Below are 26,344 nucleotides of genomic sequence, written 5' to 3' on the forward strand. Positions count from 1 at the left end.
CCATCGCAGGAAAGCGCTGCATGCTGAACATTGCCATCACCACCGGCGAACCTGCCGGTATCGGCCCCGACATCACCGTGGCTGCGCTGCTGCATCTGGCGCGCCAGGCGTCGCCGCGTTACGCCGATGTGCAGTGGCATGTGATGGGCGACGCGGCATTGCTGCAGGCGCGCGCTGATGCGATCGGGCAGGGCGATTTCTGGCGCGTTGTCTCTACGGCGCTGACTGTCGTGGCGCGCCCGCTGGGTGCGCCTGTGCGCGCCGGCGTGCTTGATGCCGCCAACGGCCGCTATGTGCTGGACCTGCTCGACGCGGCCATCGACGGCTGCCTGATCGGCACGGCAGACGGCATCCGTTACGACGGGATGGTCACAGCGCCGGTGCAGAAGAGCACGATCAACGACGCCGGGGTGCCGTTTACCGGCCACACCGAGTATCTGGCCGAGCGCAGCCACACGCCGCGCGTAGTCATGATGCTCGCTGGCCCGCAGCCGGCGCACGACCACGCCATGCTGCGCGTGGCGCTCGCGACGACGCATTTGCCGCTGCGCGAGGTGCCGGACGCCATCACGCCCACGGTGCTCGACGAAACGCTCGACATCGTGCAGCGTGATTTGCGCGCACGCTTTGGGCTGAAGGCTCCGCGTATTCTCGTGACCGGTTTGAATCCGCATGCGGGCGAATCCGGCCACCTCGGCCGCGAAGAGATCGAAGTGATCGAGCCTGCCATCGCGCGTGCGCGTGCGCGCGGGATCGATGCACGCGGCCCGTATCCGGCCGATACGCTGTTCCAACCGCGCCTGTTGGCCGACGCCGATTGCGTGCTGGCGATGTACCACGACCAGGGTTTGGCGCCGCTCAAGTACGGCACGTTCGGCCATGGCGTGAACATCACGCTGGGCTTGCCGTTCGTGCGCACGTCGGTGGATCACGGTACGGCGCTGGACTTGGCGGGCACGGGCCGCGCCGAGTTCGGCAGCATGATTGAGGCGATCGATACCGCCATCGCCATGGCACGGCACACGGCGCGTTCCTGAGTTTCTTCACCTTTTCGATTTCGAGTTCGCAATGGCACGATCCACGACCGGCGTTCACCAGGGGCATCAGGCCCGCAAGCGCTTCGGCCAGAACTTCCTGGTCGATGACGGCGTGATCCACGCCATCGTTTCCGCCATCGACCCAAAGCCCGACGATGTGCTCGTCGAGATCGGCCCGGGGCTGGGCGCGCTCACGGTGCCGCTGATGGAGCGCGTGCGCACGTTGCAGGTGGTCGAGCTGGACCGGGACCTTGTTGCACGCTTGCAGAAGCGTTTCGGCGATCGGCTGATCGTGCATGCAGGCGATGCACTGGCGTTCGATTTCGGTTCGCTGTTGGAGGCGGATCGGCCGCTGCGCATCGTCGGCAACCTGCCGTACAACATCTCGAGCCCGCTGCTGTTCCATCTGGCCACGTTTGCCGACCGCGTGCGCGATCAGCATTTCATGCTCCAGAAAGAAGTGGTCGAACGCATGGTTGCCGCGCCGGGCAGCAAGGCGTTCAGCCGGCTCTCGGTGATGCTGCAGGTGCGCTATTACATGGAGCTGGTGCTGGATGTGCCGCCGGGCTCGTTCAACCCGCCGCCCAAGGTGGATTCGGCGGTGGTGCGGATGATTCCGTGGCCGGCTGATAAGTCGCCGTATGCGCCGGTCGACATGCGCGCGCTGGGCACGGTGGTGACGATGGCGTTTTCGCAGCGGCGCAAGGTGCTGCGCAACACCCTCGGCGCACTGCGCGATGTGATCGATTTTGAAGCGCTTGGCTTTGACCTGGGCCGCCGCGCAGAGGAAGTGCCGGTGGCAGACTTCGTGGCCGTGGCGAACGCGCTGCCGGCCAACCGCATTGCCGGCAGCACTTCCGATCTCAGCGAAGATTGACGAGCAGGATGCCCGATAGCACGAGCGTTGCCGCCAGCGCAAACCGCAGGCCCACCGGCTCGTGCAACAGCAGCACGCCAAACGCCACACCAAACAGCGGCGTCAGGAACGAGAACACGGACAACCGCGACGCCAGATAACGGCGCAGCAGCCAGAACCACGTCAGGTAACTGGCGAACGCAATCAGCACGGACTGGTAGGCGAGGCTGGCCAGCGCGGTCGGTGTGAGGTTGGCGGTGAAGGCCTGGCCAGTGCCGGCGGCCATCAACAGCAGCAGCACGGCTGAGACGGCCAGCTGGTACAGCAGCGTCTTCGCCGCCGGTGCTTCGGAAAGCTTGCTTGCCCGCACGACGATGGTCGTCGCGCCCCACAGCGCGCCGGCCACCACGCCCAGCGCGTCGCCCAATGACGTCGATGGCCCCGCCGCCGGGTGCAGGACGCCGTCGGCGAACGCCAGCACGATCCCCGCAAATGCAATGCCGATTCCGGCCCCCTGGCGCGGCCGCAGGTGCTCGCCGGGCACAAAGAAGTGCAGGCCGAGCGCCGTGAAGATCGGCGCGGTGTAGAGAAACACCGCCATGCGCGAGGCGGTCGTGTAGCCCAGCCCGATGAAGATGCACAGGAACTCGACGCCGAACAGCACGCCGGCCATCAGGCCACCCGTCAGCGTGCCGTCGCGCAACGACAGGCACGTGCCGCGCCAGAGCGCAAACGCGAACACCAGGACCGACGCGATGGCCGAGCGCACTCCGGCCTGCATGACGGGGCCCACGTCGTGCGCGGCCACCTTGATGGCGACCTGCTGAAAGCCCCAGCACATGCACAGCACCACCATCAGCCCGATGGCGGTGCCGTCCAGCGGCCGGCGGATCGCGTCAGTGGCGGTTGCCATCGGGCATCGAGCGTGCCTGGATCAGCTCGATCTTGTAGCCGTCCGGATCTTCCACAAACGCGATGATGGTGCTGCCGCCCTTGACCGGGCCAGCCTCACGCGTGACCTTGCCGTCGGCGTTGCGGATCTGGTCGCAGGCCTGCGCGGCATTGTCGACCTCGATGGCCAAGTGCCCGAATGCCGTGCCGAGTTCGTACTCGCTCACGCCGTAGTTGTAGGTCAGTTCGATGACCGTGTTGCCGGCTTCCGGGCCGTAGCCGACGAATGCCAGCGAGTACTTGTATTCGGGGTTGTCGCTCGTGCGCAGCAGCTGCATGCCGAGCACGTTCGTGTAGAAGTCGATCGAGCGCTGCAAGTCGCCAACGCGCAGCATGGTGTGGAGCATTCGCATGGGGTTTCCTTCCTGGAGAACTGCGGGAAGGCAATATTGTAGGGGGGTGTGGCGGAGCCTGCAGGGCAGGCATGTTCTGCCGCCGACGCATCCGTCGCAGCGGCGTCGGCGGGACGCGTCAGAACGCCGGCAAGTATTCCGGCGGATGCGAGCGCAATTGCTCGCGCGCCTCACGAAACTCAGGAAAAATCGACTCCACCGTGTCCCAGAAGCGCGGGCTGTGGTTCATCTCCTTGAGATGCGCCAGCTCGTGCGCAACCACGTAGTCGATCAAGCTCAGCGGGAAATGCACGAGGCGCCAGTTCAGGCGGATCTTGCCGTCGGCGGTGCAGCTTCCCCAGCGCGTGGCGGCGGAGGACAGCGCATACGCGCTATGCCGCACGCCCAGGCGCTCGGCATACACCTCAAGGCGCTCGCCGAAGAGGCGTCGAGCCTGCGTCTGCAGCCAGCCTTGCACGCGGTCCTTGATCTGCTGCTCGGTGGTGGTGGGCGGCAGGCCCAGGTGCAGCACGCTGGTGTCGGCATCAAACATCAATGCGCCGATGGGCGATTCCAGCTTGAGCGTGATCGTCTTGCCGAGGAAGGGCAGCGCGGCGCCGTCCTGCCACTCCATCGGCGGCAGCATGCGGCGTGCGGCGCTCGTGCGCCATTCGGCCAGCTTGGCGAAAATCCACTTCTGCTTTTCGGCGATGGCGTGTTCGATCTCGGCGAGCGTCACCCAGCGCGGAGCCGTGATCGACAAGCCGCGGTCATCGATGACAAAGCCGATGGTGCGCCGCGACGAACGCTTGAGGTTATAGATCAGCGCGCGCTCGCCGAGCGTCAGCCGGCGCTGGTTGGGGCCGAGCGGTGCGGTGGAAAAATCGAGTGCGGGCGGGGCGAGGAGGGACGCATCAGGCGGCTGCGATGGCGACGCGGCTTCGGGCGCGAGCAGCGGCAGCTCGAGCTGGACGCTGTCGGCGGTGGTGGGCGAAGTCGGTGGGCGCAGCAGTTTCATGCGTGCTCGCGGTAGCTATCGGCGTCGATTCTACGCATTTCTGTTTCGATCCACGCTTCGACTTCGCGATTGAGTTCGTCGCTGGTCTTGCCGGCCGTCGAGATGGCCGGACCGACCGACAGCGTAATCAGGCCCGGATGCTTCAGGAACGAGTTACGCGGCCACACGCGGCCGGAGTTGTGCGCGATGGGGATGACCCATGCGCCGGTGTCCACGGCGAACCGCGCACCGCCGCTCTTGTAGCGTGGCTTTGGGTCGCCCGAGCGCGTGCGGGTGCCTTCGGGAAACATGATCACCCAGGCGCCTTCGGCCAGGCGTTCCTTGCCCTGGCGGGCGACCGAGGCGAACGCGTTGGCGCCGTCCTTGCGATTGATGTGCACCATTTTCAGCATGCCCAGCGCCCAGCCGAAGAAGGGCACATACAGCAGCTCGCGCTTGAACACGTAGCACAGCGGCCTAGGCATGGTCGCCACAAAGGCCATGGTTTCCCATGCCGACTGATGCTTGGAGAGCAGCACCACGCGCTTGTTGGTCGCGACGGCGTCTTCGATGTGTTCCCAGCCCTGGTATTGCCAGCGGATGCCAAGCAGCCAGCGCGCCATCCAGATGGCGGATTTGGTCCAGCCCGACACCATCCAGAACCGGCGTGCCGGATTCATGAACGGAAACACGATGAAGCAGGCCACCGCGTAGATCGGCGTCCAGACGATCAGGAAAACCAGGTACAGCAGCGAACGGATAAAAGTCATTGGGGGGCGAATTCAAGGGGCGCGCGTGGGCGTGCCCTGGGGCACGGGGGACAGCAGCGCACGCGCGAACGCACGCAGGTCCTCGTGAATCTGGGTGCCCGGGGGCAGGTTGCCGGCATCGCGGGTCTTGATGCCCTTGCCGGTCAATACGAGGTGCGGCACGGCACCGACTTCCACGCCGGCCTGCAAGTCGCGCAGCGAGTCTCCCACGACCGGCACGCCGGTGAGGTCCACGTCGAAGCGGCGGGCGATTTCGCGCAGCATGCCGGACTTGGGCTTGCGGCAGTCGCAGGCATCGGCGGCGGTGTGCGGGCAGAAGAAGACCGCATCGACGCGTCCGCCGTAGGTGGCGAGCGCCTTGTACATCTTTTCGTGCATGGCGTTGAGCGCCGCAGCCTCGAACAGGCCGCGTCCGATGCCGGACTGGTTGGTGGCCACCACCACCTGGTAGCCGGCCTGGTTCAGTTCGGCAATGGCTTCCAGGCTGCCGTCGAGGGCGATCCACTCGCCAGGCGACTTGATGAACTGATCGCTGTCGTGGTTGATGACGCCATCGCGGTCGAGAATCACCAGTTTGGGAACGTGGGGCATGGTGGGCTCCGAACGGTGCTTGGGGTGCCGATCAGGCGGCCAGCTTGGAGATGTCCGCCACGCGGTTCATCAGTCCGTGCAGTTCAGCCAGCAGCGCCAGGCGGTTGTCGCGCAGCGCGGCGTCGTCGGCCATCACCATCACGCCGTCGAAGAAGGTGTCGACCGCTTCGCGCAGGCCGGCCAGCGTCTTCAGCGCGGTGGTGAAATCGCCGCGTGCGAAGGCATCGTGCACCTGCGGCTCCGACGACGCCACGGCCTGATGCAGCGCGCGCTCGGCGTCTTCCTTGAGCAGTTGCGGCTGCACTGCGCCAACCGCTGCGTCCGTCTTCTTCAGGATGTTGGTGATGCGCTTGTTGGCGGCAGCCAGCGCTTCGGCCTGCGGCAGGGCGGCGAAGGCGCGCACGGCGTCGAGGCGCGCGACGATGTCGTCCAGGCGCTGCGGGCGCTGGCTGACCACGGCTTCCACCTCGTTGCTGCTGTAGCCCTTGTCCTTCAGGTAGCCGCGCAGGCGGTCGTAGAGGAAGTCGGAGATGGCAGCCAGGTCCGGCTTGACGGCGGCGATGCCATCGAAGCTGGCGGCGGCAATCTGCAGCGCATCGTCAATCGTGAGCGCAAGCGGCTTCTCGATCAGCATGCGCAGGATGCCCAGCGCGTGGCGGCGCAGCGCGAACGGATCTTTCTCACCGGTGGGTTGCAGACCGATGCCCCAGATACCGACCAGCGTTTCCAGCTTGTCGGCCAGCGCCACCACGGTACCGGTGGCGGTGCTGGGCAGCGCGTCGCCGGCAAAGCGCGGTTGGTAGTGTTCGGAGCAGGCCAGCGCCACGTCGTCGGGTTCGCCGTCGTGGCGGGCGTAGTACGTGCCCATCGTGCCTTGCAGCTCGGGGAACTCGCCCACCATGTCGGTCAGCAGATCGGCCTTGGCGAGCAGCGCGCCGCGCGAGGCGTGGGCAACATCCGCGCCGAGCTTCTCGGCCAGCTGGCCCGCGATGGCCTGCAGGCGCGACACACGCTCAAGCTGCGTGCCGATCTTGTTGTGATACACCACGCGCGAAAGCAGCGGCACGCGGTCGGCCAGCGGCTTTTTCTTGTCCTGCTCGAAGAAGAAGCGGGCGTCGGCCAGGCGCGGACGCACCACGCGCTCATTGCCTTGAATGATGGCCTCGGGCGTGCTCGTGGCGATGTTCGAGACGATCAGGAAGCGGTTGCGCAGATGGCCCTGTGCATCGGTCAGCGCAAAGTACTTCTGGTTCGTCTGCATGGTCAGGATCAGGCACTCCTGCGGCACGGCGAGGAACGCTTCCTCGAAATGGCAGGGGTAGACCACGGGCCATTCGACCAGCGCGTTCACCTCGTCGAGCAGCGCTTCGGGCATGACCACCGTATCGGCGCCGGCCGTCTTGAGCAGCTCGGCGCGGATGGCTTCGCGGCGCTTGCCGTAGCCGGCCATGACCTTGCCCTGCGACTCCAGCGTGCTGGCATACGACGTAGCGTCTTGGATGACGATCTCACCAGCCGACAGGAAACGGTGGCCCAGCGTCACGTTGCCCGCTTGCAGGCCGAATGCGCTGACGGGGATGACTTCGCTGTCGAGCAGGGCGATCAGCTTGTGCGCCGGGCGCACGAACTGCACGTTATCGCCGTTCGGGCGCTGATACGTCATCACCTTCGGAATCGGCAGATTGGCGATGGTCTGCGTCAGTGCAGTCTGCAGGCCGTCAGCCAGCACGGCGCCGCGCGCGGTATAGCGATAGAACAGCGCTTCGGCCTTGCCGTCGGGTGCGCGCTCGAGCGATTCGGGGGCGATGGCGTCCACGCCCACGGTCTTGGCCAGCGCGGCCAGCTTCTTGACGAGCGGCGCGGCGGGCTTGCCCTCGGCATCGAAGGCGATGGTCACGGGCAGCACCTTCTCGCGCAATTCACGATCAGGCGCGGTGCGGCGCACGCCGGTGATCGATGCAGCCAGGCGGCGCGGCGTGGCAAAACCTTCCACGGCGGCGCCCTCTTCGAGCAGGCCTTGCGCCGACAGACCGTCAAACAGGCCGCGCGCAAACGCCTCGCCCAGGCGGGCCAGCGCCTTGGGCGGCAGTTCTTCGGTCAGCAGTTCGATCAGGAGGGTGGACATAGCGTTTGAATCGGTGACGTCGTTGTTCTGCGCCGCGCGGTATTCAGATCAGGTGCGGCGGTACGTTGTGTGGTTCGGTTCAGTGATCAGCAGGGCGAGCCGGGCACGGGTTCCACGCCCGAGAGCAGCCACACGCCGTTCTGCTGCTGGAACTGCAATTGCGTGCCGGCGCACTGGCCCGGCGGCGGAGGCGGTGCAATCGGGGCGGGCGTGGTGCCTGGCGCAGCGGCATCACGGCGCAGGAATCGCGCAGACAGCAAGCCGCGTCGCGCGTCGTAGCGCACCTCTTGCAGCGTGCCCGACACGTTGAATTCCAAGCGGCTGGGCAGTTGGCCGGCCGAGCGGAACACGCGCGCACGGCGCTGTGCCTTGGCGCCCGTGCCTTGCCATTCGACCCACGTGAGCGGGAAGCGCAGGGCCGTCGCATACGTGCGCAGCGGCACGCGATGCCAGCCGAGGTCACGCGCGCCGGACAGGTCGCAGGCCATCGTGCGCACGAGGCTCGTCCATTGATCGAGCGACGGCGGAGGCGGCGTCCACGCCGTGCTCAGCGCTTGCTGGAGCGGCTTGGAGTCGGCCACGCAAAGCTGCGTCAAAGTGTTGGGCACGACAAAAACCTTCTCTGTCGATGCGGCCTTGGACGTGCGATGCCGTGCCGCTTGCGCAACGCTCGCCGGTAGCGCCAGCGCGGCGATGGACGCTGCCGTCAGCAGCGCCAGGCCACGCCGTGCTCGGTTGGCCGTCATGCGGCCTCCGTGGTCTTGGCGGCCGCCGCGTTGGTGCCGCACATCGGGAAGCCGAGGCGTTCGCGCGAATCGTAGTAAGCCTGCGCGACGAGGCGCGACAGGTTGCGGATGCGGCCGATGTAGGCTGCGCGCTCCGTCACCGAAATCGCGCCACGCGCGTCCAGCAGGTTGAAGGTGTGGCCGGCCTTGAGCACTTGCTCGTAGGCGGGCAGGGCCAGTTGCACGACAGGTGCGTCGCCCTCGGCCGCGGCTTCGCCTTCTGCGCGCACGCCCATCAGGCGCTTGGCTTCGGCTTCGTGCTCGGCAAAGCGGCGGAACAGCACGGTCGTGTCGGCCTGCTCGAAGTTGTAGGTCGATTGCTCGACTTCGTTCTGGTGATAGACGTCGCCATAGGTCAGGCGGCGCTTCACGGGGCCGTTCGGGCCCGGCTCTTCCCACTCGGTCCAGACCAGGTCGTAGATGTTTTCGACCTGTTGCAGGTACATCGCCAGGCGCTCGATGCCGTAGGTGATCTCACCGGTCACGGGTTTGCAGTCCAGGCCGCCGACTTGCTGGAAGTAGGTGAATTGCGTCACTTCCATGCCGTTGAGCCAGACCTCCCAGCCCAGGCCCCAGGCGCCGAGCGTGGGGTTCTCCCAGTCGTCTTCCACAAAGCGGACGTCGTTCTGCTTCAGGTCCAGGCCCAGCGCTTCCAGCGAACCGAGGTACAGGTCGAGGATGTTTTCCGGCGCCGGCTTGAGCACCACCTGGTATTGGTAGTAATGCTGCAAGCGGTTCGGGTTCTCGCCGTAGCGGCCGTCCTTGGGGCGGCGCGACGGTTGCACGTAGGCGGCACGCCACGGCTCGGGGCCGATCGCGCGCAGGAAGGTGTGCACATGCGACGTGCCGGCGCCGACTTCAAGGTCGATCGGTTGCAGCAGGGCGCAGCCCTGGGCGTCCCAGTACGACTGCAGCTTGAGGATGAGTTGCTGGAAGGTGAGCATGGTGGTACCCGTTGGTCCGCGGCGGCACGGAACGATGCGTTGCGCCGCGCGACGGTGGAATGCAGCGGCGGGCACGGGAAGCGCCTGGCTCCCTGCCCGCCGTAAAACGTTGAATTTTAGCGTTTTTTGTCAGCGACTCCGGAAAGTGGCTCGAAAGCCCTCCGGGCGCTGAACGATCAATCCGCCGTAGCCCGGCGCCGGCGCACGAATGCCAGCAGCAGAACCAGCGCGCCCAGGCCCAGCGCGGGCGCGTTGCCGGCCCGCACGAAAGGCGTGAGGCCTTGCGTGCCCTGCACGTCAACCTGCAGCGTGCCCAGCGTGAAGACCGGCAGGCGCGCCTGAACGCTGCCGTCCGGCCGCACTACGGCGGTCGCGCCCGTGTTGGTGGCACGCAGCATCGGCCGGCCCGTTTCGAGCGCGCGCATGCGTGAGATCTGCAGGTGCTGGTCCAGCGCGATCGTGTCGCCAAACCATGCCAGGTTCGTCACGTTGGCGAGCATCGTGGCGGGCTGGTCTGCGTGCCGCAGCGAGGCGGCAATTTCTTCGCCAAACAAATCCTCGTAGCAGATGTTGGGCGCGATACGCTGGTCGGCCACCGCCATGGCCGGCTGCACGGGCAGGCCGCGCCGGAAGTCGCCCAGCGGCATGTTCATCATGTTGACGAACCAGTGGAAACCGAAGGGGATGAACTCGCCGAAGGGCACGAGATGGTGCTTGTTGTAGCGGTACACGCCCTGGAATTGCGGGCCGACGCCGAATACGCTGTTGGTGTAGTCGACGCGCGAGTCCTCGCTGGCTGCGCCAAACAGCACGCTGGAACCGGTGGTATCCACATAGGTGCGGATGGCCAGCGCGATCTCCTGCGGCATCTCCTGAATCATGATCGGGAAGGCCGTCTCGGGCGTGACCACGAGTTGCGCGGGCTTCTCGGTGACCATCTTCGTGTACAGCTCCAGCGAGCGCTCGATGCCGGTCTGCTGGAACTTCACGTCCTGCGGCACATTGCCCTGCAGAAGGCGCACGGAGATCGGCTTGCCGCTCGGCTGCGTCCACGCAATGCCGTGCAGCGGCCAGCCGGCCACCAGCACAAGAGCACCGGCGAGGCCCGCCAGCCAATGCAGCCGGCGCTCGGCTGCGACGCATAGCAGGCCGGCCAGCACGGCGGCGATCAGCACGATGCCGTAGACGCCCACCAGCGGCGCGTAGCCGGCCAGCGGGCCATCGGTATGCGCGTAGCCGCCGTTGATCCAGGGGAAGCCCGTCCAGACCGTGCCGCGTAGCCATTCCGTAACGGCCCATGCCGCGCCGAATACCAGCGCGGATGCGGTACCGGACCACCGCCCGCGTCTCGTGAGCCACTGCCATGCCCACACCGCCAGCGCCGGATGCAGCGCCAGGTACCCGGCAAACAGCAGCACCGCCAGCGCGGCCATCCATGCCGGCATGTCGCCGTAGACGTGCATGCTGATATAGAGCCACCAGACGCCCGACAGGAACCAGCCGAGCCCGAAGGCGTAGCCAACGTACGCCGCATCACGCAGGCGCGGCGCGCGCTGTACGAGCGCAGCCAGCCCCGTCAGCGAGAGGATCTGCAGCCACCACCAGTGGTTCGGCGCGAACGACAGCGTATGCATGACGCCGAGCAATGCCGCCAGCGGCATCGCAAGACGCAACCGCGCGAGCGGCACAGCTTGGGCATCCTGCCGAGGGGACGGTGCGGCAGGGGAAGAGAACTGAGCGGGCACGGAGGGATCAGGCGGGGTGAGAACCAGAGGTGTCGGCCGTGGCATTGCCACCGGCCGGCGTGGTGAGGCGGCGGACGAGCAGCACCTGCACCTGGCGCGCATCGGCGCGCAGCACGTCGAATTGCAGCGTGCCCATGACGATCTTCTCGCCGCGGTGCGGCACGCGGCCCAGGTGGTTGGACAGCAGCCCGCCCACGGTATCGACGTCTTCGTCGGAGAAATGCGTGCCGAACGCTTCGTTGAACTGGCTGATTTCGGTCAGCCCGCGCACGCGCATGTGCCCATCGGCGGTCGGCAGGATGTTGTCTTCTTCCTGGTCGAAGTCGTATTCGTCTTCGATGTCGCCGACGATCTGCTCCAGCACGTCTTCGATGGTGATGAGGCCCGCCACGCCGCCGTATTCGTCAACGACGATGGCGATGTGGTTGCGGTTGACGCGGAAGTCGCGCAACAGCACGTTCAGCCGCTTGGATTCGGGGATGAACACGGCCGGGCGCAGCATGTCGCGCACGTCGAAGCCTTCGTCGGTGTAGAAGCGCAGCAGATCCTTGGCGAGCAGGATACCGATGATGTTGTCGCGGCTGCCTTCGTAGACGGGGAAGCGCGAATGCGCGGCTTCCTGCACAAACGGGATGAATTCTGACGGCGCGTCGGCGATGTTCAGCGCATCCATCTGCGCGCGCGGGATCATGATGTCGCGCGCACACAGGTCCGAGACCTGGAAGACGCCTTCGATCATCGACAGGGAGTCGGCGTCGATCAGGCTGCGCGCATGGGCGTCTTGGAGGATTTCGAGCAGCTCGGCCCGCGATTCGGGCTCGGGCGAGATGAGGTCGGTCAGGCGTTCCAGCAGCGAGCGGGGTTTGTCGGCTGGCTTCGGACTGGGATACGGATCATTCATGGCGCGGTCGCGCGTCGTTAAACATCGGGCCAGGATACACCAAAAGCCCTGCCGTCCCGATGACGCGGGGTGGCCGCCCAGCCTCCAGAAGTGGCTTCTATTTCACATCTGGAGGTCGGGTTCGGGCGCGTTGAGACGGACGATCTGCCGAGGGGGAAGCGGTCAGTCGTGTCCGCCTTCGCCGCCGCGTTGCTGGCCGTTGTCGTGCGCGTTGCTGCCTTCGTTGCCTGGGTGATTGTCGTTCCGACCTGGGTTGGCGTCGCCCTGATCATGATGCTGACCATGCCCGCCCGAGTCGTCGCCCTCGCCGCCGCGATCGTGATCCGCTCCGGGGTTGCCACGCCCGTGGCCCTCGCCGTCGTGATGGCCGTTGTTGCTGTGGTTGTCATCGCCACCGTGGTGTCCGTTACCGCCGTGGCCATGATCGCCACCGCGGTGTCCGTCACCGCCACGGTCGTGATCGCCGCCGTGGTGTCCGTCGCCGCCGTGGTCGTGCTCGCCGCCGTGGTTTCCGTCGCCGCCGTGGTCGTGATCGCCGCCGTGGTGTCCGTCGCCGCCGTGGTCGTGATCGCCACCGTGGTGTCCGTCGCCGCCGTGGTCGTGGTCGCCGCCGTGGTGTCCGTCACCGCCGTGGTCGTGATCGCCGCCGTGGTTTCCGCCGTGGTCATGATCGTGGTCGTGATCATGGTGGTGCCCGTGATGGTGACCGCCTCCGTGGCAGCTTCCGCACGGCGACGGGACGGGCGATGGGCTCGGCGTTGGCGTCGGCGTCGGGGCGGGTGTCGGCGTTGGGCTTGGCGCCGGGCTCGGCGACGGAGTCGGCGACGGGCTGGGCCCGGGGCTCGGTGTTGGGGCTGGAGTCGGGCCAGGGCTGGGCGACGCACCGGGTGCAGGCGCCGGTGTCGGGCTGGGCTTGGACGGCGGCGTGTTGTTGCCGTTCGGGGGCGGCGCGTCGTTGTTGCTGGTCTGCGTGGTTGCCGCCGGTGCCGGGTCTGCGGGATGCGAATTGCTGTGATACCGGCCCAGCGTGCTGGCGCCGCCGTAGGCCGTCCAGCGTCCGGCGATTTCCCTATCGACACCGGCGAGCCAGTGGTCGCCTGTGGCGCCGACGCCCACCAGTGCCTTGCTGCTTGCAAAGTCGTAGCCGCCGCCAATGAGCGCCTGCACGCTCGTGCTGCCGACGACTGCCTGCACGCGCGGCCGGAGGGTGCCTTGCGCGATCATCAGGTTCACCTCGGCGCCCACCACGTTGTTGTTGTCGGAGATGTTGACGGTCCGGCAGCCCACCACCGCGCCCGGATGCCACGCGCCGTCGAATACGACGACGATGCCGGCATAGCACGATTGTTTGTGATCCGCGTGGGCGAGGCGCGGCGTGACCGCGAGCGCCGTGCCGACACCCACGCCAACCAGCAGCGTGGTCCACGGAATGCTGTCCATGAAGCGTTGACGCATGATGACCTCCCCGGAGTGGCCGGACCCGTCTGTGCGCGGATTTGGCCAATGGCGCTCGTTTGCGCCGAGTTCGCTAAGCGCGCTCGCGTGGCGGCTTATGCGTCGAGGATAGAAATCGCTACGGCAAAACCCATGCGCCATACGGAGAGCGGCGGGGGTGCCGGATGGCGGACGGCCTGTGCGATGGGTATGCGCGGTTCGAACGGCGCGAGCCTGCGCCAAATGGCGGAGGGAAACCCGCAAACCGTTGTCAGGACTGGTTTTGCGTCAATGCGGGTTGATTCATCGTTGAAACAGCGTGCTGCAGGAATGGAACATGCAAAAAGCAGAACGCCGGCGCGAGGCCGGCGTTTGAGCAGCAAGTGCGTTGCGCTTTAACGATCTGCGTACGGATCGGCAAAACCGAGGTCGCCGAGGATCTCCGTTTCGATGCCTTCCATTTCCTTCGCATCGGCCGGGTCTTCGTGGTCGTAGCCCTGGGCGTGCAGCGCGCCGTGCACGATCAGATGCGCGTAATGCGCGAGCAGCGGCTTCTTCTGTTCCTTCGCTTCCTTTTCCACCACCGCGCAGCACAGCACGATGTCGGCCGAGACCGGGTCTTCCGCGCTCTCGGCGTAGGAGAAGGTCAGCACGTTGGTGGCGTAGTCCTTGCCGCGGTAGGTGCGGTTGAGCGTGCGGCCTTCTTCTTCGCCGACAAAGCGCACGTTGAGCTGCGCGTCGGCAAACAATGCGGGGGCAATCCACCCTTCGATGTCGCGTTCTTTCGGCAGCGCCTTGCGAGCGGCAGCCTTCAGTTCATCGCCGTACTGCACCGTGAGATCCAGCGTGAGCATCTCGGCGCCGGCGGTGTCGTCATCGAAGGCTTCTTCCGTGGAGTCGGCCAATTCGGCAGGCTGGGTTTCGATGCGCAACGTGATGCTGTCGTGGTGCTCGGGGCGCAGCGCGAGCATGGCGTGCATGTCGGCGTCGGCATGTTCGGCAACCAGGGTGATCGCACCATCGACGGTATTCGGCAGGCCCAGGATCAGGCTGCGGCCATCGGCAAAGGCAATGCGCAGGGCGCTTGCATCCACCGTCTTGGGTTTGCCTTGGGCGTCGAATACGTCGACGCGCGGGCTGAATGACTCGGCGGCCGCGGCCTGGGTCTTTTTGGTTTTTGCTTTGGTTTGGGTTTTTGCTTTAGCCACGTTCAGGCGTCCTTATGCATCTTTATGCTGGGCATGGAATTCGTCATAGGCCTCGACGATGCGGGCCACCAGCGGGTGCCGCACCACGTCGACGCTGGTGAAGCGCGTCATCGCCACGCCGCGCACGTCACGCAGCACGTGCTGCGCTTCGATCAGGCCGCTCTTCTGGCCGCGCGGCAGATCGATCTGCGTGGTGTCGCCGGTGATCACCGCCTTGGAGCCGAAGCCGATCCGCGTAAGGAACATCTTCATCTGTTCCGGCGTGGTGTTCTGGGCTTCGTCCAGGATGATGAACGCGTGATTGAGCGTGCGTCCGCGCATGTAGGCCAGCGGCGCGATCTCGATCATCTGGCGCTCGAACATCTTCTGCGTCTTGTCGAAGCCGAGCAGGTCGTACAGCGCGTCGTACAGCGGACGCAGGTATGGGTCGACTTTCTGGGCGAGGTCGCCGGGCAGGAAGCCCAGGCGTTCGCCGGCTTCCACGGCAGGGCGCGTCAGCACGATGCGCTTGATGGCGTCGCGCTCGAGGGCGTCCACCGCGCAGGCCACGGCCAGATACGTCTTGCCCGTCCCCGCCGGGCCAATGCCGAACGACAAATCGTGCGACAGGATGTTGCGCAGGTACGCGCGCTGCATCGGCGTGCGGCCGTGCAGATCGGTGCGCCGCGTATGCAGCACGGGCGACAGATCATTGCCGTCCGGCACGTCCGCGCTCGATTCCGGCAGATACGCGCCGTGTGCAGCCACCTGGCGCGTTTCCACCAGGCCGAGCTGGATGTCATCCACCGACAGCGGGTCGCGCGCGGCGTTATAGAACGTCTCCAATGCGTTGGCTGCGCCCTGTGCGTTGGCGCCGCGCACGGTGAACTTGCTGCCGCGCCGGTTGATGGTCACATCCAGCGCCTGCTCGATCTGGCGCAGGTTTTCATCCAGCGGACCGCACAGGTTCTGCAGGCGCGTGTTGTCGTTCTTGGGCGCCGTGAATTCTGCGATGGTGGGTTTCATCAAATCGGGTCGTGTTGATGATCAGTGAGTCGTGCTGGCCGTGCGCTGTTCCGCCACTTCGCCACGCAGCGAATGCGGGAAGGCGTGCACGATGCGCACGTCCAGCATCTGGCCGATCAGCTGGTCGCGGCGCGCCTGCGGCAGATCGGGCAGCGCGAAGTTGACGACGCGGTTGTTCTCGGTGCGGCCGTGCAGTTCCGTCGGATCCTTGCGTGACGGGCCTTCCACCAGAATGCGCTGCACGCTGCCGACCATGCCTTGGCTGATGCGCGCCACGTTTTCTTCGATGGTGGCCTGCAAATGTTTCAGGCGTTCGAGCTTGACGGCCTGCGGCGTATCGTCGGGCAGGTTGGCGGCCGGCGTGCCGGGGCGCGGGCTGTAGATGAAGCTGAACGACGTGTCATAGCCGATCTCGTGGATCAGGTCCATCGTCTTGGCGAAGTCGGCGTCCGTCTCGCCCGGGAAACCGACGATGAAATCGGTGGCGATCGAGATGTTCGGCCGGATCGCGCGCAGCTTGCGGATGCTGCTCTTGTATTCGAGCACCGTGTAGCCGCGCTTCATCGCCATCAGGATGCGGTCGGAGCCGTGCTGCACGGGCAGGTGCAGGTGGTCGACGAGCTTCGGGTTGGTGGCATAGGCCTCGATCAGGCGCGAGCTGAATTCCTTCGGGTGGCTGGTCGTGTAGCGGATGCGCTCGATGCCCGGAATCTCGGCCACGTATTCGAGCAGCAGCGCGAAATCCGCCCGCTCGCTCGTGTCGCCCATCTTGCCGATGTACGCGTTGACGTTCTGGCCGAGCAGCGTGACTTCGCGCACGCCCTGTTCGGCCAGGCCGGCCACTTCGGCCAGCACGTCGTCGAACGGGCGCGAGACCTCTTCGCCGCGCGTGTAGGGCACCACGCAGTAGCTGCAGTATTTCGAGCAGCCTTCCATGATCGATACGAAGGCGCTGGCGCCGTCCACGCGCGCGGGCGGCAGGTGGTCGAACTTCTCGATCTCGGGGAAGGACACGTCGACCTGCGAGCGGCCCGTGCGGCGGCGCGCGGCGATCAGGTCGGGCAGGCGGTGCAGCGTCTGCGGGCCGAACACGACATCCACGTAAGGAGCGCGCGCCACGATGGATGCGCCTTCCTGGCTGGCCACGCAGCCGCCCACGCCGACCACGAGGTCAGGCTTGAGCGCCTTGAGCGCCTTCACACGGCCGAGTTCGGAGAACACTTTCTCCTGCGCCTTCTCGCGCACGGAGCAGGTGTTGAAGAGGATCACGTCCGCGTCTTCGGGCGTGTCGGTGGGGACGAGACCTTCGGCTGCATTGAGCACGTCGGACATCTTGTCCGAGTCGTACTCGTTCATCTGGCAGCCGTAGGTTTTGATGAAGACTTTTTTCATGTGCCGTTCACAGTGGTTGACCTGGGGGCACGTGCTTCGTGGGGTGTTCTGACTACTGGGACTGCGCCTGCGCCTGACTTTGTGCGGCCACCGCAGCCTTGTAGTCGTCATCGCTGACAACCCAGGCCGTCAGCAACTGCTGATACAGGTCGAGCTGATAGCGCACCTTGAACGTCTGGCCGACCACCGAACCCGGCGGCAGCAGCCGCCCGTCCAGGGACAGGATCCGCACGCCGGGGGCAAAGCGGATATCGGCGCTGCTGCTTCCGAAGCCCAGCAGCAGGATGCGGACGATGCCGGTGCTGCCGGTACTCAGCGTGCCGGTATTGGCCGAATTGACGGTCAATTGGGCCGCCGGGGCCGTTGCCGGAATGTTGCGCAGGACTTGCGCATGAGACAGCAACGGCGCCGATGCCGCAGCAACGGCAGCAAAGGCTAGGGCGAGGACTTGGCGTCGGGTGCGCATGGCGTCGTCAGGAGAAAGCCACCGCCGGGTGAGCGACCCGGCACACGAAACACGAGACAACCCGATATTGTAACGTTCCGCGCCGAACTCTTATAGCGCTTCGGCAATCCTGGCGGCCAGGGCAACACCGCTCAGGAACGCGGCTTCCACGCGCGGGCCTTCGCACCAATCACCGCAGGCGCCCAGGCGGTCGGCCGCGTCCCAGTGGCAGGGCATGCCGGCAGACTGCTCGACCAGCGCATGCGGCCACAGGTGCGCGGCCATCAGATCGGGCTCCGGCGTCCCCGGGAAGGCCTCCGCAAAGCGGGCGTGCATGGCGTGCAGCGCCTGCTCGGGGGTGTCGTGGGCATGGGCGGCTGACCAGTCCGGCGATGCATGCACGACCCACGATTCATCGACCATGACGCGGCCGGGCTTGGTGTTGTCGCGGGCGGCCCACGCCAGCATGTCGTCGTCGACGCGGATGCCGTCATACGGCAAGCTAAGCGGTTGCGCAAAGCCCATCATCAGCGCCCAGCAGGGGGCGTAACGCACCCGGGCGATGGTCTCCTGCAGCGAAGCCGGCGTCGCGCCGTGAAACAGCGCCGGCAGTTCCGGCGCGGGCAGCGCCAGGGCGAGGATGTCGGCGTGGGCGGCGTCCGTGCCGTTGCGGTCGATCGTCCAGCGCCGGCCGTCGTGCGCGACGCGCGTGACGGCGTGGCCGAAGCGCACATCCAGCGGTGCTGCCAGGCTGCGCACCAGCGCGCCCATGCCGGGCAGGCCGACATAGCGGGCTTCATCGCGCGAGTCGGCTTCCAGCGCATCGGCGGTGCGATGGCCCCAGCGCGCGGGCCACGGCAACACCGAGCCCTGACGGCCAGCGGCGTCCACCGCGCGGCGGAAGGCCTCGCTGCGCACGTTGAACGACTGCGCTCCATGGTCGAACGCATACGCCGGGGCGGCCTCGGGCAATACCGTAGTCGCCAGCCTGCCGCCTACGCCTGCGGCCTGCTCATAGACCGTGGCGGCAATGCCTTCGGCGGCAAGCGCGTTGGCACAGGCAACGCCGGCAATGCCGGCTCCGACGATGGCGATGGAAGGCTGGGTCATGGATGTGTGGGTGTGGGGCAGGAATCCGGAAATCGGCGCGGTGATCGGCGGGTAACAGTCCGCCATGATATCGGGTCGCGCCCCAATGAAAAACGCCACCCGAAGGTGGCGTTTTGCGATGGAGCAATTCTGCCGCTTAGAACTTGTAACCCACTGCCAGCCCGAACACGATCGGGTCGACCTTGATGTCGGTCTTGTTGACTGCCAGCACTTGGCCTTGCTGGCTGCGGATCGTGATGGTGGAGGTCGTCTTCAGCGGCAGGTACGACACCGTGCCGATGGCGGTCCAGTTCTTGGCGAACTCATACGACACGCCCACGTTGGCGACCGGCGTCCAGGAGCTGGACGTCTCCGCCGTCACCTTGGCCGGGCCCGTCGGCACCTGTCCCATGCCCAGCTGCAGCACCTGCCCCAGGTTTTGCAGCGCGTTCACGAAGTTGGAATTCAGGCGCAGATTGGTGAAGAAGTTGTAGCTGACGCCAGCGCCGAGGAACGGGCGCAGCTTGCTTTCCTTGGTGCCGAAGTAGTACTGCGCGACGATCGCCGGGCTCCATTCACGCACAGTGGCAACCGGGTTGTTTTGCGGCAGGCCCAGGTTGATGAGCGTCAGCGGCCCGACCACCGGCACCGGGGCGATCACATTGCCGCTGCCATACAGGTTGAATTTGGGCGGAACACCACCCACGAACGTGCCGGCGATGTTGTCGTTAAAGAAGTGCGTGAACGTGAGCGACAGCGTATTCGCGTTACTGACTTTCACGTCAGTTCCTGGCGACTGATAGGTGCCAAGGCCGAGCGCGCTGGTGGTGGTCGTCAGCGGCGTGGCGGAATCCATCGGGCGGATGTAGAACCAGCCCAGCGCCATGACGTTGCGGCCCCAGACGTAGTTGTCCATGAAGCCGCTGAAGCCGCCACCGCCGCCGGTGCTACTGCCGCTGCTGGCGCTTGCGGCCACGTTGGCCTCTGCGGTGGATTGGGCTTGGGCGAGGGGGGCAGCAAGGGTGCTGGCGGCAGCGCAGGCAAGGGCTGCAGCAAAGCGGCGGGCAGTGCGGTTCATGTGGTTGTCTCTCTGGATTGGATTGTTATCACGCCTTGGTGTGGCGATTTGTGTTTCGGCAGCATAACGCAGCGCTTTTGTTCGGTTGCGCTGCGATGACCGAAGTTTTCCTCTAGCGTGTACGCACGCAACAAGGGGTTTCCCCTAGTCTCGTTTCATACTCTCCACCGGTCGGCGGAGCCTTGGCCCACAACGGTCTACGGGCGGCAGTCTAAAACTTGTATTCCGGATTCTTGGGATTGAAAGTCTGGTCGTTCCAGGTCTTGCGCGTGACGCTTTCAATGACGATTTTCTCGAGCTGATTGCCCGATTCGTCCCACGCTTCTTCAATGCGCACCCACGGGTTTTTCAGGTCGAAATACAGGCGCACGCGCTTGGCGTAAAACGTGGGCGGGCCGCTTGGCGCGTCCCAGGTGAGCCGCAACATGCGCTCGCCGTCTTCGGTCACCATCTTGGCCTCGTTGAACTTGCCGCTGCCGCCGGCCGCCACGTGGGCGCGTCCGTCGCGCTCGACCGTATCGACGATGAACTGCAGCCCCAGCTCACGCGCCGTGTGGTTCGACTGCGATCTGGCCAGCGAGCCATCCAGCGCGCTCCAGATCGCGACGAAACCGACGAGCCCGCCAAGGTGGCCGTACATCTCGTCTTTGCGCACGGTTTCGTCGTAGATGATTTCCTGGCCGGCGTGCGCACCGCCCTTGAGCCAGCGCGCGTAGACCTGGCGCGGTGCGTTGCGGTAGCGGATCAGCATGAGCGCCGGCTGGCTTTGCCACTGGTCTTTCACGCGTTCCTGGCGGCGCATGCGGTATTCATACTCGGGCAGCTTGGCCACTTCGGCCTTGAGCCAACGCACCAGCGTTTCGGGCTTCATGGCCTGCGCCATGGCCAGGACGTCTTCGTCGGACCAGGCCGCAAACGCGTTGGCGTTGACCTGGCTGGTGAGCCACGCCGTCTGCCTGGCGATGTCCATGGAAGCAAAGCTGCCGATGGCCGCCGATTGCGGTGCGGTGGTCGGTGCGGTGGTCTGTGCGGCCGCGGCAGGCGCGGAAGCCTCCGGCGCTGCAGGCTGGGCCCAGGCGTGCGCGGTGCCGGCCAGCACCGTGGCCAGGGCGAGGGTACGCAAATGCATACGGGTCTCCGGTGTTGGCGTTATTGCTGCGCTTGCGCGCGGGCGCGCTTGATGTCGGGGTCGGCGTCGCGCAGTTCGCGGCGCAGGATCTTGCCCACCGTCGACTTGGGCAGCTCTTCGTGGCGGAACTCGACGATGCGCGGCATCTTGTAGCCGGTCAGATGAGCGCGGCAGTGTTCGAGCAGCGCGGCCTCTGTCAAGGCGCCGGTGCGCGGTACCACGATGATCTTCACGCGCTCGCCGGCCACCGGATCGGGCACGCCAATGGCCGCCACCTCCAGCACCTCAGGATGCAGGGCCACCACGTCTTCGATCTCGTTCGGGTACACGTTGAAACCCGAGACCAGGATCATGTCTTTCTTGCGGTCGATCAGGCGGATGTAGCCGTTGGCGTCCATCACCCCGATATCGCCGGTGGAGAACCACCCTTCGGCGTCGATGGATTTGGCGGTTTCATCGGGCCGCTGCCAGTAGCCGCGCATGACCTGCGGCCCACGCACCTGCAGCTCGCCGGGTTCGCCCAGCGGCGCGATGGTGCCGTCGTCGCGCTTGAAGCGCACCTCGGTGGACGGCGCGGGCAGCCCGATCGTGCCGCTGAATTCGGTCACGTGCGGCGGGTTCATCGACACGACAGGTGAGCATTCCGTCAGCCCGTAGCCTTCGACGATGGTGTGGCCCGTGACTTCTTTCCAGCGCTGCGCAATCGCACGCTGCACCGCCATGCCGCCACCGATGGTGATCTTCATGGCCGAGAAATCGCGCTTGGCGAAGTCCGGATCTTCCAGCAGCGCGTTGAACAGCGTGTTGACGCCGGCAATGCCCGAAAAACGCTCGTTGCGCAGGATGAAGATCACGCGCTTGGTATCGCGCGGATTGGCAATCAGGATATTGCGCCCGCCCAGCGTCATGAACATCAGCAGGTTCACCGTGAGCGAGAAGATGTGATACAGCGGCAGCAGCGTGACGTTGGTTTCCACGCCGCCGTTGAGCATGCTCTTCGACCACTCCTCGGCCTGCAGCAGGTTGGCGATGATGTTGCGGTGCGTGAGCATTGCGCCCTTGGCCACGCCCGTGGTGCCGCCGGTGTATTGGAGGAAGGCGATGTCTTCCGGCGTCAGCTGTACCGGTTGCAGCGCGCGTGAGCCTCCGGCGGCCAGCGCATCGCGCAGCCACACCGGCGAGGGCAACTTGTACGGCGGCACCTGCTTCTGCACGTGGCGCATCACGAAGTTCAGCGCGCGGCCCTTGAGGTTGAGCGCACCGCCCATCAGGTCGCCGATGCCGGTGATGACGATGTTGCGCACCTGGCTGCCGGGCAAAGCCTGCTCCAGCGTGCGCGCGAAGTTCTCCAGCACGACGATCGTTTGTGCGCCGGAATCGCGCAACTGATGGGCCAGCTCCGGCACCGTGTACAGCGGGTTGACGTTGACGACGATGGCGCCGGCCAGCAGCGTGCCGAACAGGCACACGGGGTACTGCAGGCTGTTGGGCAGCATGATCGCCACACGGTCGCCCTTCTTCACGCCGCGCGACTGCAGCCACGCCGCAAACTGCTTGGCCTGGCGCTCGCACTCGCCGTACGTCATTTCGGTGCCGACACTCACGTAGGCGACGCGGGTGCGGTACTTCTCCACCGATTCGCGAAACACCTCGACCAGCGAGTGATAGCGGTCGGGGTTGATTTCGGCGGGCACGCCTTCGGGGTACGACTTCAGCCAGATGCGATCGGTCAGATTGCTGCGGTCGGCAACGGTGTTCATGGTGTCTCCGTCCATGAAAGACGCGGCGTGGTTTTGTTATGTGCCGCGCGGGTTGGATGAGCGGGCCGTTCCCGTAGGCCCGTCGGTTCAGTGCGACATGTTTTCGGGGCGCTCCAGGATGGCGACCACGCCTTGGCCGCCTGCCGCGCAGATCGACACCAGACCGCGTCCGCTGCCGCGTTGCGCCAGCATCTTGGCCAGCGTCGCGACAATGCGCCCGCCGGTGGCGGCAAACGGATGGCCCGTGCCCAGCGAGCTGCCATTCACGTTCAGCTTGCTGCGGTCGATGCTGCCCATGGGGGCGCTGCGGCCGAGCTTTTCACGGCAGTATTCTGGCGACTCCCACGCCGCTAGCGTGCACAGGACTTGTGCGGCAAAGGCTTCGTGGATCTCGTAGTAGTCGAAGTCCTGCAGCGTGAGCCCCGCGCGTTGCAGCATGCGCGAGACGGCATAGGCCGGCGCCATCAGCAGCCCTTCGTTTTGCTCGGGCGTGCCGCTGAAGAAATCGACGGCAGCCGTATCCGCGCAGGTCATGTAGGCGAGCACGGGCAGGTTGTGCGCGCGGGCCCAGTCCTCGCTCGCGAGCAGCACGCACGATGCGCCATCCGTGAGCGGCGTGGAGTTGCCGGCCGTCATGGTGCCGGCCGCGCTGCGATCAAAGACCGGCTGCAGCTTCGCCAGTTGCTCGAGGGTCAGGTTGCTGCGCAGGTTGTTGTCGCGATCGAGCCCCAGGTGCGCGGTCATCAGATCGGTGAAGAAGCCGCGCGCGTAGGCGGCCGTGAGGTTGTGGTGGCTGCGCAGGGCCAGCGCGTCCTGATCTTCGCGGCGGATGCCCCAACGCTTGGCCATCAGCTCGCAGTGTTCGCCCATCGACAGGCCGGTGCGCGGTTCGCTGTTGCGCGGCAGGAGCGGGCGCACGAACATCGACGGCCGCAGCCCGGCCAGCGCCTTGACACGCGCGCCGGTGGATTTGGCCCGGTTGGCCTCCAGCAGGATCTTGCGCATCTTCTCGTTCAGGCCGACGGGCGCATCGGAGGTGGTGTCCGTGCCGCCGGCAATGCCCACGTCGATCTGCCCGAGCGCGATCTTGTTGGCGACAAGGATGGCGGCCTCCAGCCCCGTGCCGCAGGCCTGCTGGATGTCGTAAGCGGGCGTCTGCTTGGCCAGCGTGGTGGAGAGCACCGTCTCCCGCGTCAGGTTGAAATCGCGCGCATGCTTGATGACCGCGCCGGCCACGACTTCGTCCAGGCGCTGGCCGTGCAGGTTGAAGCGGTCGATGAGGCCCTGCAGCGCGGCGGTCAGCATCTGCTGGTTCGACGCCGTGGCGTAGGCCGTGTTCGAGCGGGCAAACGGAATGCGGTTACCGCCGAGGATGGCGACGCGGCGCAGCTGCGCGTTGACGAGCATGGATTCAATCTCCCGAGTTTTCTTGTTGTGCCTGCGGCAACGTCAGCATGCCGCGCAGATAGGGTTTGTCGCCCGCGGCGTTGCGCACTTCAAATGCGCGGCCGGGCGCGGCCTCGTGGGCCTGCCACAGCGTTGCCGCCCCCGGCAGCGACAGCGGCGTCTTGAATTCGGCCACCACTTCGCCTTGCGTGAGCGGTGCGGCGGGCAGCAGCGCGGCCAACGCACGCGCCTTCGTCCACATGCCGTGGGCGATGGGATGCGCAAAGCCGAACAGCTTCGCGCCGATGGCAGATACGTGGATGGGGTTCCAGTCGCCCGACACGCCGGCGTAGCGTCGGCCGGTATCGGCGGGCACATCCCATTGGCCGTCGGGCGACAAGTTGTGCGCACCGGGCAGCGCGATCAACGGTGCGCCTTGCGGAGACGGCACGCCCACGCGCAGATAGGTCGACAGCGATTCCCACACCACCGCGCCGGCCTTGACGATCGCGGTTTCGATGGCGAACGCCTGTCCGCGTGCATGCTGGAACAGCCGGCGCGGGCGCACTTCCACACGCACGCGCTCGCCGGCCTGCAAGCGTTGGTGCTGGCGGATCGTGTTGCACAGATGCACCAGGCCGATCACCGGATAGGGAAACGCCGATTCCGTCATCAGCATGAGCTGCAGCGGAAAGCCGAGCAGGTGCGGATACGTCATCGGTACGCCATGCGCAGCCGAGAATCCGCACACCGCCGCGTACTTGGCGATGTGTTCGGCGTCGAGCGGCACTTCCTGCCGCACCAGGGTGTGGCGCGGCAGCGGGCCCCCGCGCCTGCCTTTGCGTTGCGACAGCAGCGCGCGCCAGGCCAGCGTCCCCGGCGATGGCGGCTCGGTCACCAGCGTCTGGGTTGCGGTCATCGGACAGGACAGGGCCAACGTGCGCATGGTCGTCTCAGGCTCCGAGCAGGCTTTGTCCGCATACGCGCACGATGTTGCCCGTCAGGCCATTCGACGCGGGGTTGGCGAACCAGGCGATCGTCTCGGCCACGTCGACGGGCTGGCCGCCCTGGCTCATCGCATTCATCCGGCGGCCGGCTTCGCGGATGGCAAACGGCACGGCCGCGGTCATCTGCGTCTCGATAAAGCCCGGCGCAACAGCGTTGAGGGTGATGCCGCGCTCGGCCAGCAGCGGCGCGCCTGCCTGCACGAGCCCGATCACGCCGGCCTTGGACGTCGCGTAGTTGGTCTGCCCGAGGTTGCCCGCAATGCCGCTGATGGACGACACGCACACGATGGCGCCCCCCGCAAGCAGCGCATTGGCGGCAAGCAGCGCGTCGTTGATGCGCAACTGCGCGGCGAGGTTGATATCGAGCACGCTGCGCCACGCGGGTTCGGTCATGCGGGCGATGGTCTTGTCGCGCGTGATGCCGGCGTTGTGCACGAGGATGTCGATGCCGCCCAAGGCAGCAAGTTGCTGCGCGAGCAAAGCGGGCGTCTCAAGCGCGGCAATGTCGTAGGCCATGGCCTCACCGCCGATATCCTGCGCGACCGCGTTCAGCGCTTCCTGCGCGGCGGGCACATCCAGGCACAGCACGCGCGCACCGTCACGCGCCAGCACGTGCGCAATGGCCGCGCCGATGCCGCGCGACGCGCCGGTCACCAGCGCGGTGCGCCCGGCCAGCGGCTTCTGCCAGTCCACCGAAACCGCGGGCGCCCGATGCACGCGCACCACCTGCCCCGAGACATACGCCGAGCGTGCCGACAACAGAAAGCGCAGCGTTGATGCCGCTACGTTTTCCGCACCCTCGGCCACGTAGACGAGCTGCGCCGTGCAGCCGCGCCGGACTTCCTTGCCGAGCGATCGCGTCAGCCCTTCAAGCGCGCGCTGCGCGATCGCGGCCTCGGGTGTCTTGCAGCCCTCCGGCGGGCGGCCGATCACGACCACGCGCCCACAACGGCCGATGGCCCGGACGCCATCGTGGAACACGTGATACAGCGCATCGAGGCCGTCGACCGTCGCAATGCCCGTTGCGTCGAAGACGATGCCGCCAATGCGATCAAACGCTTCGCCTTCTTTGCCAGTGGGGGCGACAAAGCGGCCCGTGATCTGCCCGTGCCGGTTGGCGGCGCCAAGCCATTCCGGATCGCTTTCATGAAAGCGCGTGGGGACGCCGGTCTCGGCAAACAGCGCGGCGAGCGTTTCGCGCATGGAGCCGCCCGGCGCCGCGCCCACCAGGAACGGCCCGACAAATTCCGGTTCGCCGGGCACATAACGGCGCAACGGCACCGGCTGCGGCAGGCCGAGGTTGGCCGACAGCCACTTGCCGAAACCGGAGCCGACGAAATCGAGGTACTTGTCTTGCATCGTTGTTGTTGTCGTTGG

The 26,344-nt window shown here is 66.3% G+C and carries 24 protein-coding genes; 2 read left to right on the top strand and 22 right to left on the bottom strand.

The window, feature by feature from the left end:
* The first annotated feature begins 20 nt into the window (after positions 1-20).
* Together pdxA and rsmA are read left to right on the top strand one after the other, a co-directional pair.
* Positions 21-1,037, top strand: coding sequence for a 4-hydroxythreonine-4-phosphate dehydrogenase PdxA (gene pdxA, locus R2676_RS14265; protein WP_206272822.1), 1,017 nt, complete (start codon positions 21-23; stop codon positions 1,035-1,037).
* Between the two features lie 31 nt (positions 1,038-1,068).
* Positions 1,069-1,914 (top strand): 16S rRNA (adenine(1518)-N(6)/adenine(1519)-N(6))-dimethyltransferase RsmA, encoded by an 846-nt coding sequence (rsmA, locus tag R2676_RS14270; protein ID WP_206272820.1) that lies wholly within the window; start codon positions 1,069-1,071, stop codon positions 1,912-1,914.
* Here the strand turns inward: rsmA and R2676_RS14275 are convergent.
* The 22 genes from R2676_RS14275 to R2676_RS14380 all read right to left on the bottom strand — a co-directional run bounded on the left by R2676_RS14275 (position 1,901) and on the right by R2676_RS14380 (position 26,326).
* Positions 1,901-2,806 carry a DMT family transporter gene (locus tag R2676_RS14275; protein ID WP_316857243.1) on the bottom strand — a complete coding sequence of 302 codons (906 nt, stop codon included), beginning with the start codon at positions 2,804-2,806 and terminating at the stop codon, positions 1,901-1,903. The two genes, rsmA and R2676_RS14275, sit on opposite strands and share 14 nt — an antisense overlap.
* Positions 2,790-3,197: a lactoylglutathione lyase gene (gloA, locus tag R2676_RS14280; protein ID WP_206272816.1), complete on the bottom strand. Its 408-nt coding sequence runs from the start codon at positions 3,195-3,197 to the stop codon at positions 2,790-2,792. Before gloA ends, R2676_RS14275 begins: the two co-directional genes overlap by 17 nt.
* A 118-nt stretch (positions 3,198-3,315) precedes the next feature.
* Positions 3,316-4,194: a M48 family metallopeptidase gene (locus R2676_RS14285; protein WP_027678184.1), complete on the bottom strand. Its 879-nt coding sequence runs from the start codon at positions 4,192-4,194 to the stop codon at positions 3,316-3,318.
* Positions 4,191-4,943: a lysophospholipid acyltransferase family protein gene (locus tag R2676_RS14290; protein ID WP_206272815.1), complete on the bottom strand. Its 753-nt coding sequence runs from the start codon at positions 4,941-4,943 to the stop codon at positions 4,191-4,193. Before R2676_RS14290 ends, R2676_RS14285 begins: the two co-directional genes overlap by 4 nt.
* Before the next feature lie 12 nt (positions 4,944-4,955).
* The gene (gene gmhB, locus R2676_RS14295; RefSeq protein WP_206272813.1) at positions 4,956-5,534 is read right to left on the bottom strand and encodes a D-glycero-beta-D-manno-heptose 1,7-bisphosphate 7-phosphatase; all 579 of its coding nucleotides are present in this window, start codon (positions 5,532-5,534) and stop codon (positions 4,956-4,958) included.
* A 31-nt stretch (positions 5,535-5,565) separates the two neighbouring features.
* Positions 5,566-7,659 carry a glycine--tRNA ligase subunit beta gene (glyS, locus tag R2676_RS14300; protein ID WP_206272811.1) on the bottom strand — a complete coding sequence of 698 codons (2,094 nt, stop codon included), beginning with the start codon at positions 7,657-7,659 and terminating at the stop codon, positions 5,566-5,568.
* Positions 7,660-7,745: 86 nt separating this feature from the next.
* The gene (locus tag R2676_RS14305; RefSeq protein WP_206272809.1) at positions 7,746-8,405 is read right to left on the bottom strand and encodes a hypothetical protein; all 660 of its coding nucleotides are present in this window, start codon (positions 8,403-8,405) and stop codon (positions 7,746-7,748) included.
* Positions 8,402-9,388 (bottom strand): glycine--tRNA ligase subunit alpha, encoded by a 987-nt coding sequence (gene glyQ, locus R2676_RS14310; RefSeq protein WP_206272932.1) that lies wholly within the window; start codon positions 9,386-9,388, stop codon positions 8,402-8,404. The genes R2676_RS14305 and glyQ overlap by 4 nt, the downstream gene beginning before the upstream one ends.
* A gap of 176 nt (positions 9,389-9,564) precedes the next feature.
* On the bottom strand, positions 9,565-11,076 hold the full coding sequence (gene lnt, locus R2676_RS14315; protein WP_206272930.1) for an apolipoprotein N-acyltransferase: 1,512 nt from the start codon (positions 11,074-11,076) through the stop codon (positions 9,565-9,567).
* 64 nt (positions 11,077-11,140) lie between these two features.
* Positions 11,141-12,034 (bottom strand): HlyC/CorC family transporter, encoded by an 894-nt coding sequence (locus R2676_RS14320; RefSeq protein WP_041667943.1) that lies wholly within the window; start codon positions 12,032-12,034, stop codon positions 11,141-11,143.
* Between the two features lie 162 nt (positions 12,035-12,196).
* The gene (locus R2676_RS14325; protein WP_316857242.1) at positions 12,197-13,489 is read right to left on the bottom strand and encodes a hypothetical protein; all 1,293 of its coding nucleotides are present in this window, start codon (positions 13,487-13,489) and stop codon (positions 12,197-12,199) included.
* Between the two features lie 374 nt (positions 13,490-13,863).
* Complete coding sequence (gene ybeY / locus R2676_RS14330; RefSeq protein WP_206272807.1) at positions 13,864-14,676, bottom strand: rRNA maturation RNase YbeY; 813 nt, start codon at positions 14,674-14,676, stop codon at positions 13,864-13,866.
* A 12-nt stretch (positions 14,677-14,688) separates the two neighbouring features.
* Positions 14,689-15,681, bottom strand: a complete 993-nt coding sequence (locus R2676_RS14335) for a PhoH family protein (RefSeq protein WP_027678173.1) — start codon at positions 15,679-15,681, stop codon at positions 14,689-14,691.
* A 21-nt stretch (positions 15,682-15,702) separates the two neighbouring features.
* Positions 15,703-17,073, bottom strand: a complete 1,371-nt coding sequence (miaB, locus tag R2676_RS14340) for a tRNA (N6-isopentenyl adenosine(37)-C2)-methylthiotransferase MiaB (RefSeq protein WP_027678172.1) — start codon at positions 17,071-17,073, stop codon at positions 15,703-15,705.
* A gap of 52 nt (positions 17,074-17,125) precedes the next feature.
* The gene (locus R2676_RS14345) at positions 17,126-17,539 is read right to left on the bottom strand and encodes a hypothetical protein (protein ID WP_012761215.1); all 414 of its coding nucleotides are present in this window, start codon (positions 17,537-17,539) and stop codon (positions 17,126-17,128) included.
* A gap of 90 nt (positions 17,540-17,629) precedes the next feature.
* Complete coding sequence (locus R2676_RS14350; protein WP_206272805.1) at positions 17,630-18,628, bottom strand: NAD(P)/FAD-dependent oxidoreductase; 999 nt, start codon at positions 18,626-18,628, stop codon at positions 17,630-17,632.
* A 136-nt stretch (positions 18,629-18,764) separates the two neighbouring features.
* Entirely contained in the window at positions 18,765-19,685 is a 921-nt protein-coding gene (locus R2676_RS14355; protein ID WP_206272803.1) for an OmpW/AlkL family protein, read from the bottom strand.
* Positions 19,686-19,896: 211 nt separating this feature from the next.
* Positions 19,897-20,814 (bottom strand): DUF1571 domain-containing protein, encoded by a 918-nt coding sequence (locus R2676_RS14360; RefSeq protein WP_206272801.1) that lies wholly within the window; start codon positions 20,812-20,814, stop codon positions 19,897-19,899.
* Positions 20,815-20,834: 20 nt separating this feature from the next.
* Positions 20,835-22,574: an AMP-binding protein gene (locus tag R2676_RS14365; RefSeq protein WP_206272799.1), complete on the bottom strand. Its 1,740-nt coding sequence runs from the start codon at positions 22,572-22,574 to the stop codon at positions 20,835-20,837.
* Between the two features lie 87 nt (positions 22,575-22,661).
* Complete coding sequence (locus R2676_RS14370; RefSeq protein ID WP_206272797.1) at positions 22,662-23,981, bottom strand: acetyl-CoA C-acetyltransferase; 1,320 nt, start codon at positions 23,979-23,981, stop codon at positions 22,662-22,664.
* A 4-nt stretch (positions 23,982-23,985) separates the two neighbouring features.
* Positions 23,986-24,906, bottom strand: a complete 921-nt coding sequence (locus tag R2676_RS14375; protein WP_206272795.1) for a MaoC/PaaZ C-terminal domain-containing protein — start codon at positions 24,904-24,906, stop codon at positions 23,986-23,988.
* Between the two features lie 7 nt (positions 24,907-24,913).
* A complete protein-coding gene (locus R2676_RS14380) occupies positions 24,914-26,326 on the bottom strand; it encodes a 3-oxoacyl-ACP reductase (protein WP_206272793.1) in 1,413 nt (470 codons plus the stop codon).
* Positions 26,327-26,344 lie beyond the last annotated feature (18 nt).

The sequence above is a fragment of the Ralstonia flatus genome, from assembly GCF_958439105.1.
Taxonomy (GTDB): Bacteria; Pseudomonadota; Gammaproteobacteria; order Burkholderiales; family Burkholderiaceae; genus Ralstonia; species Ralstonia flatus.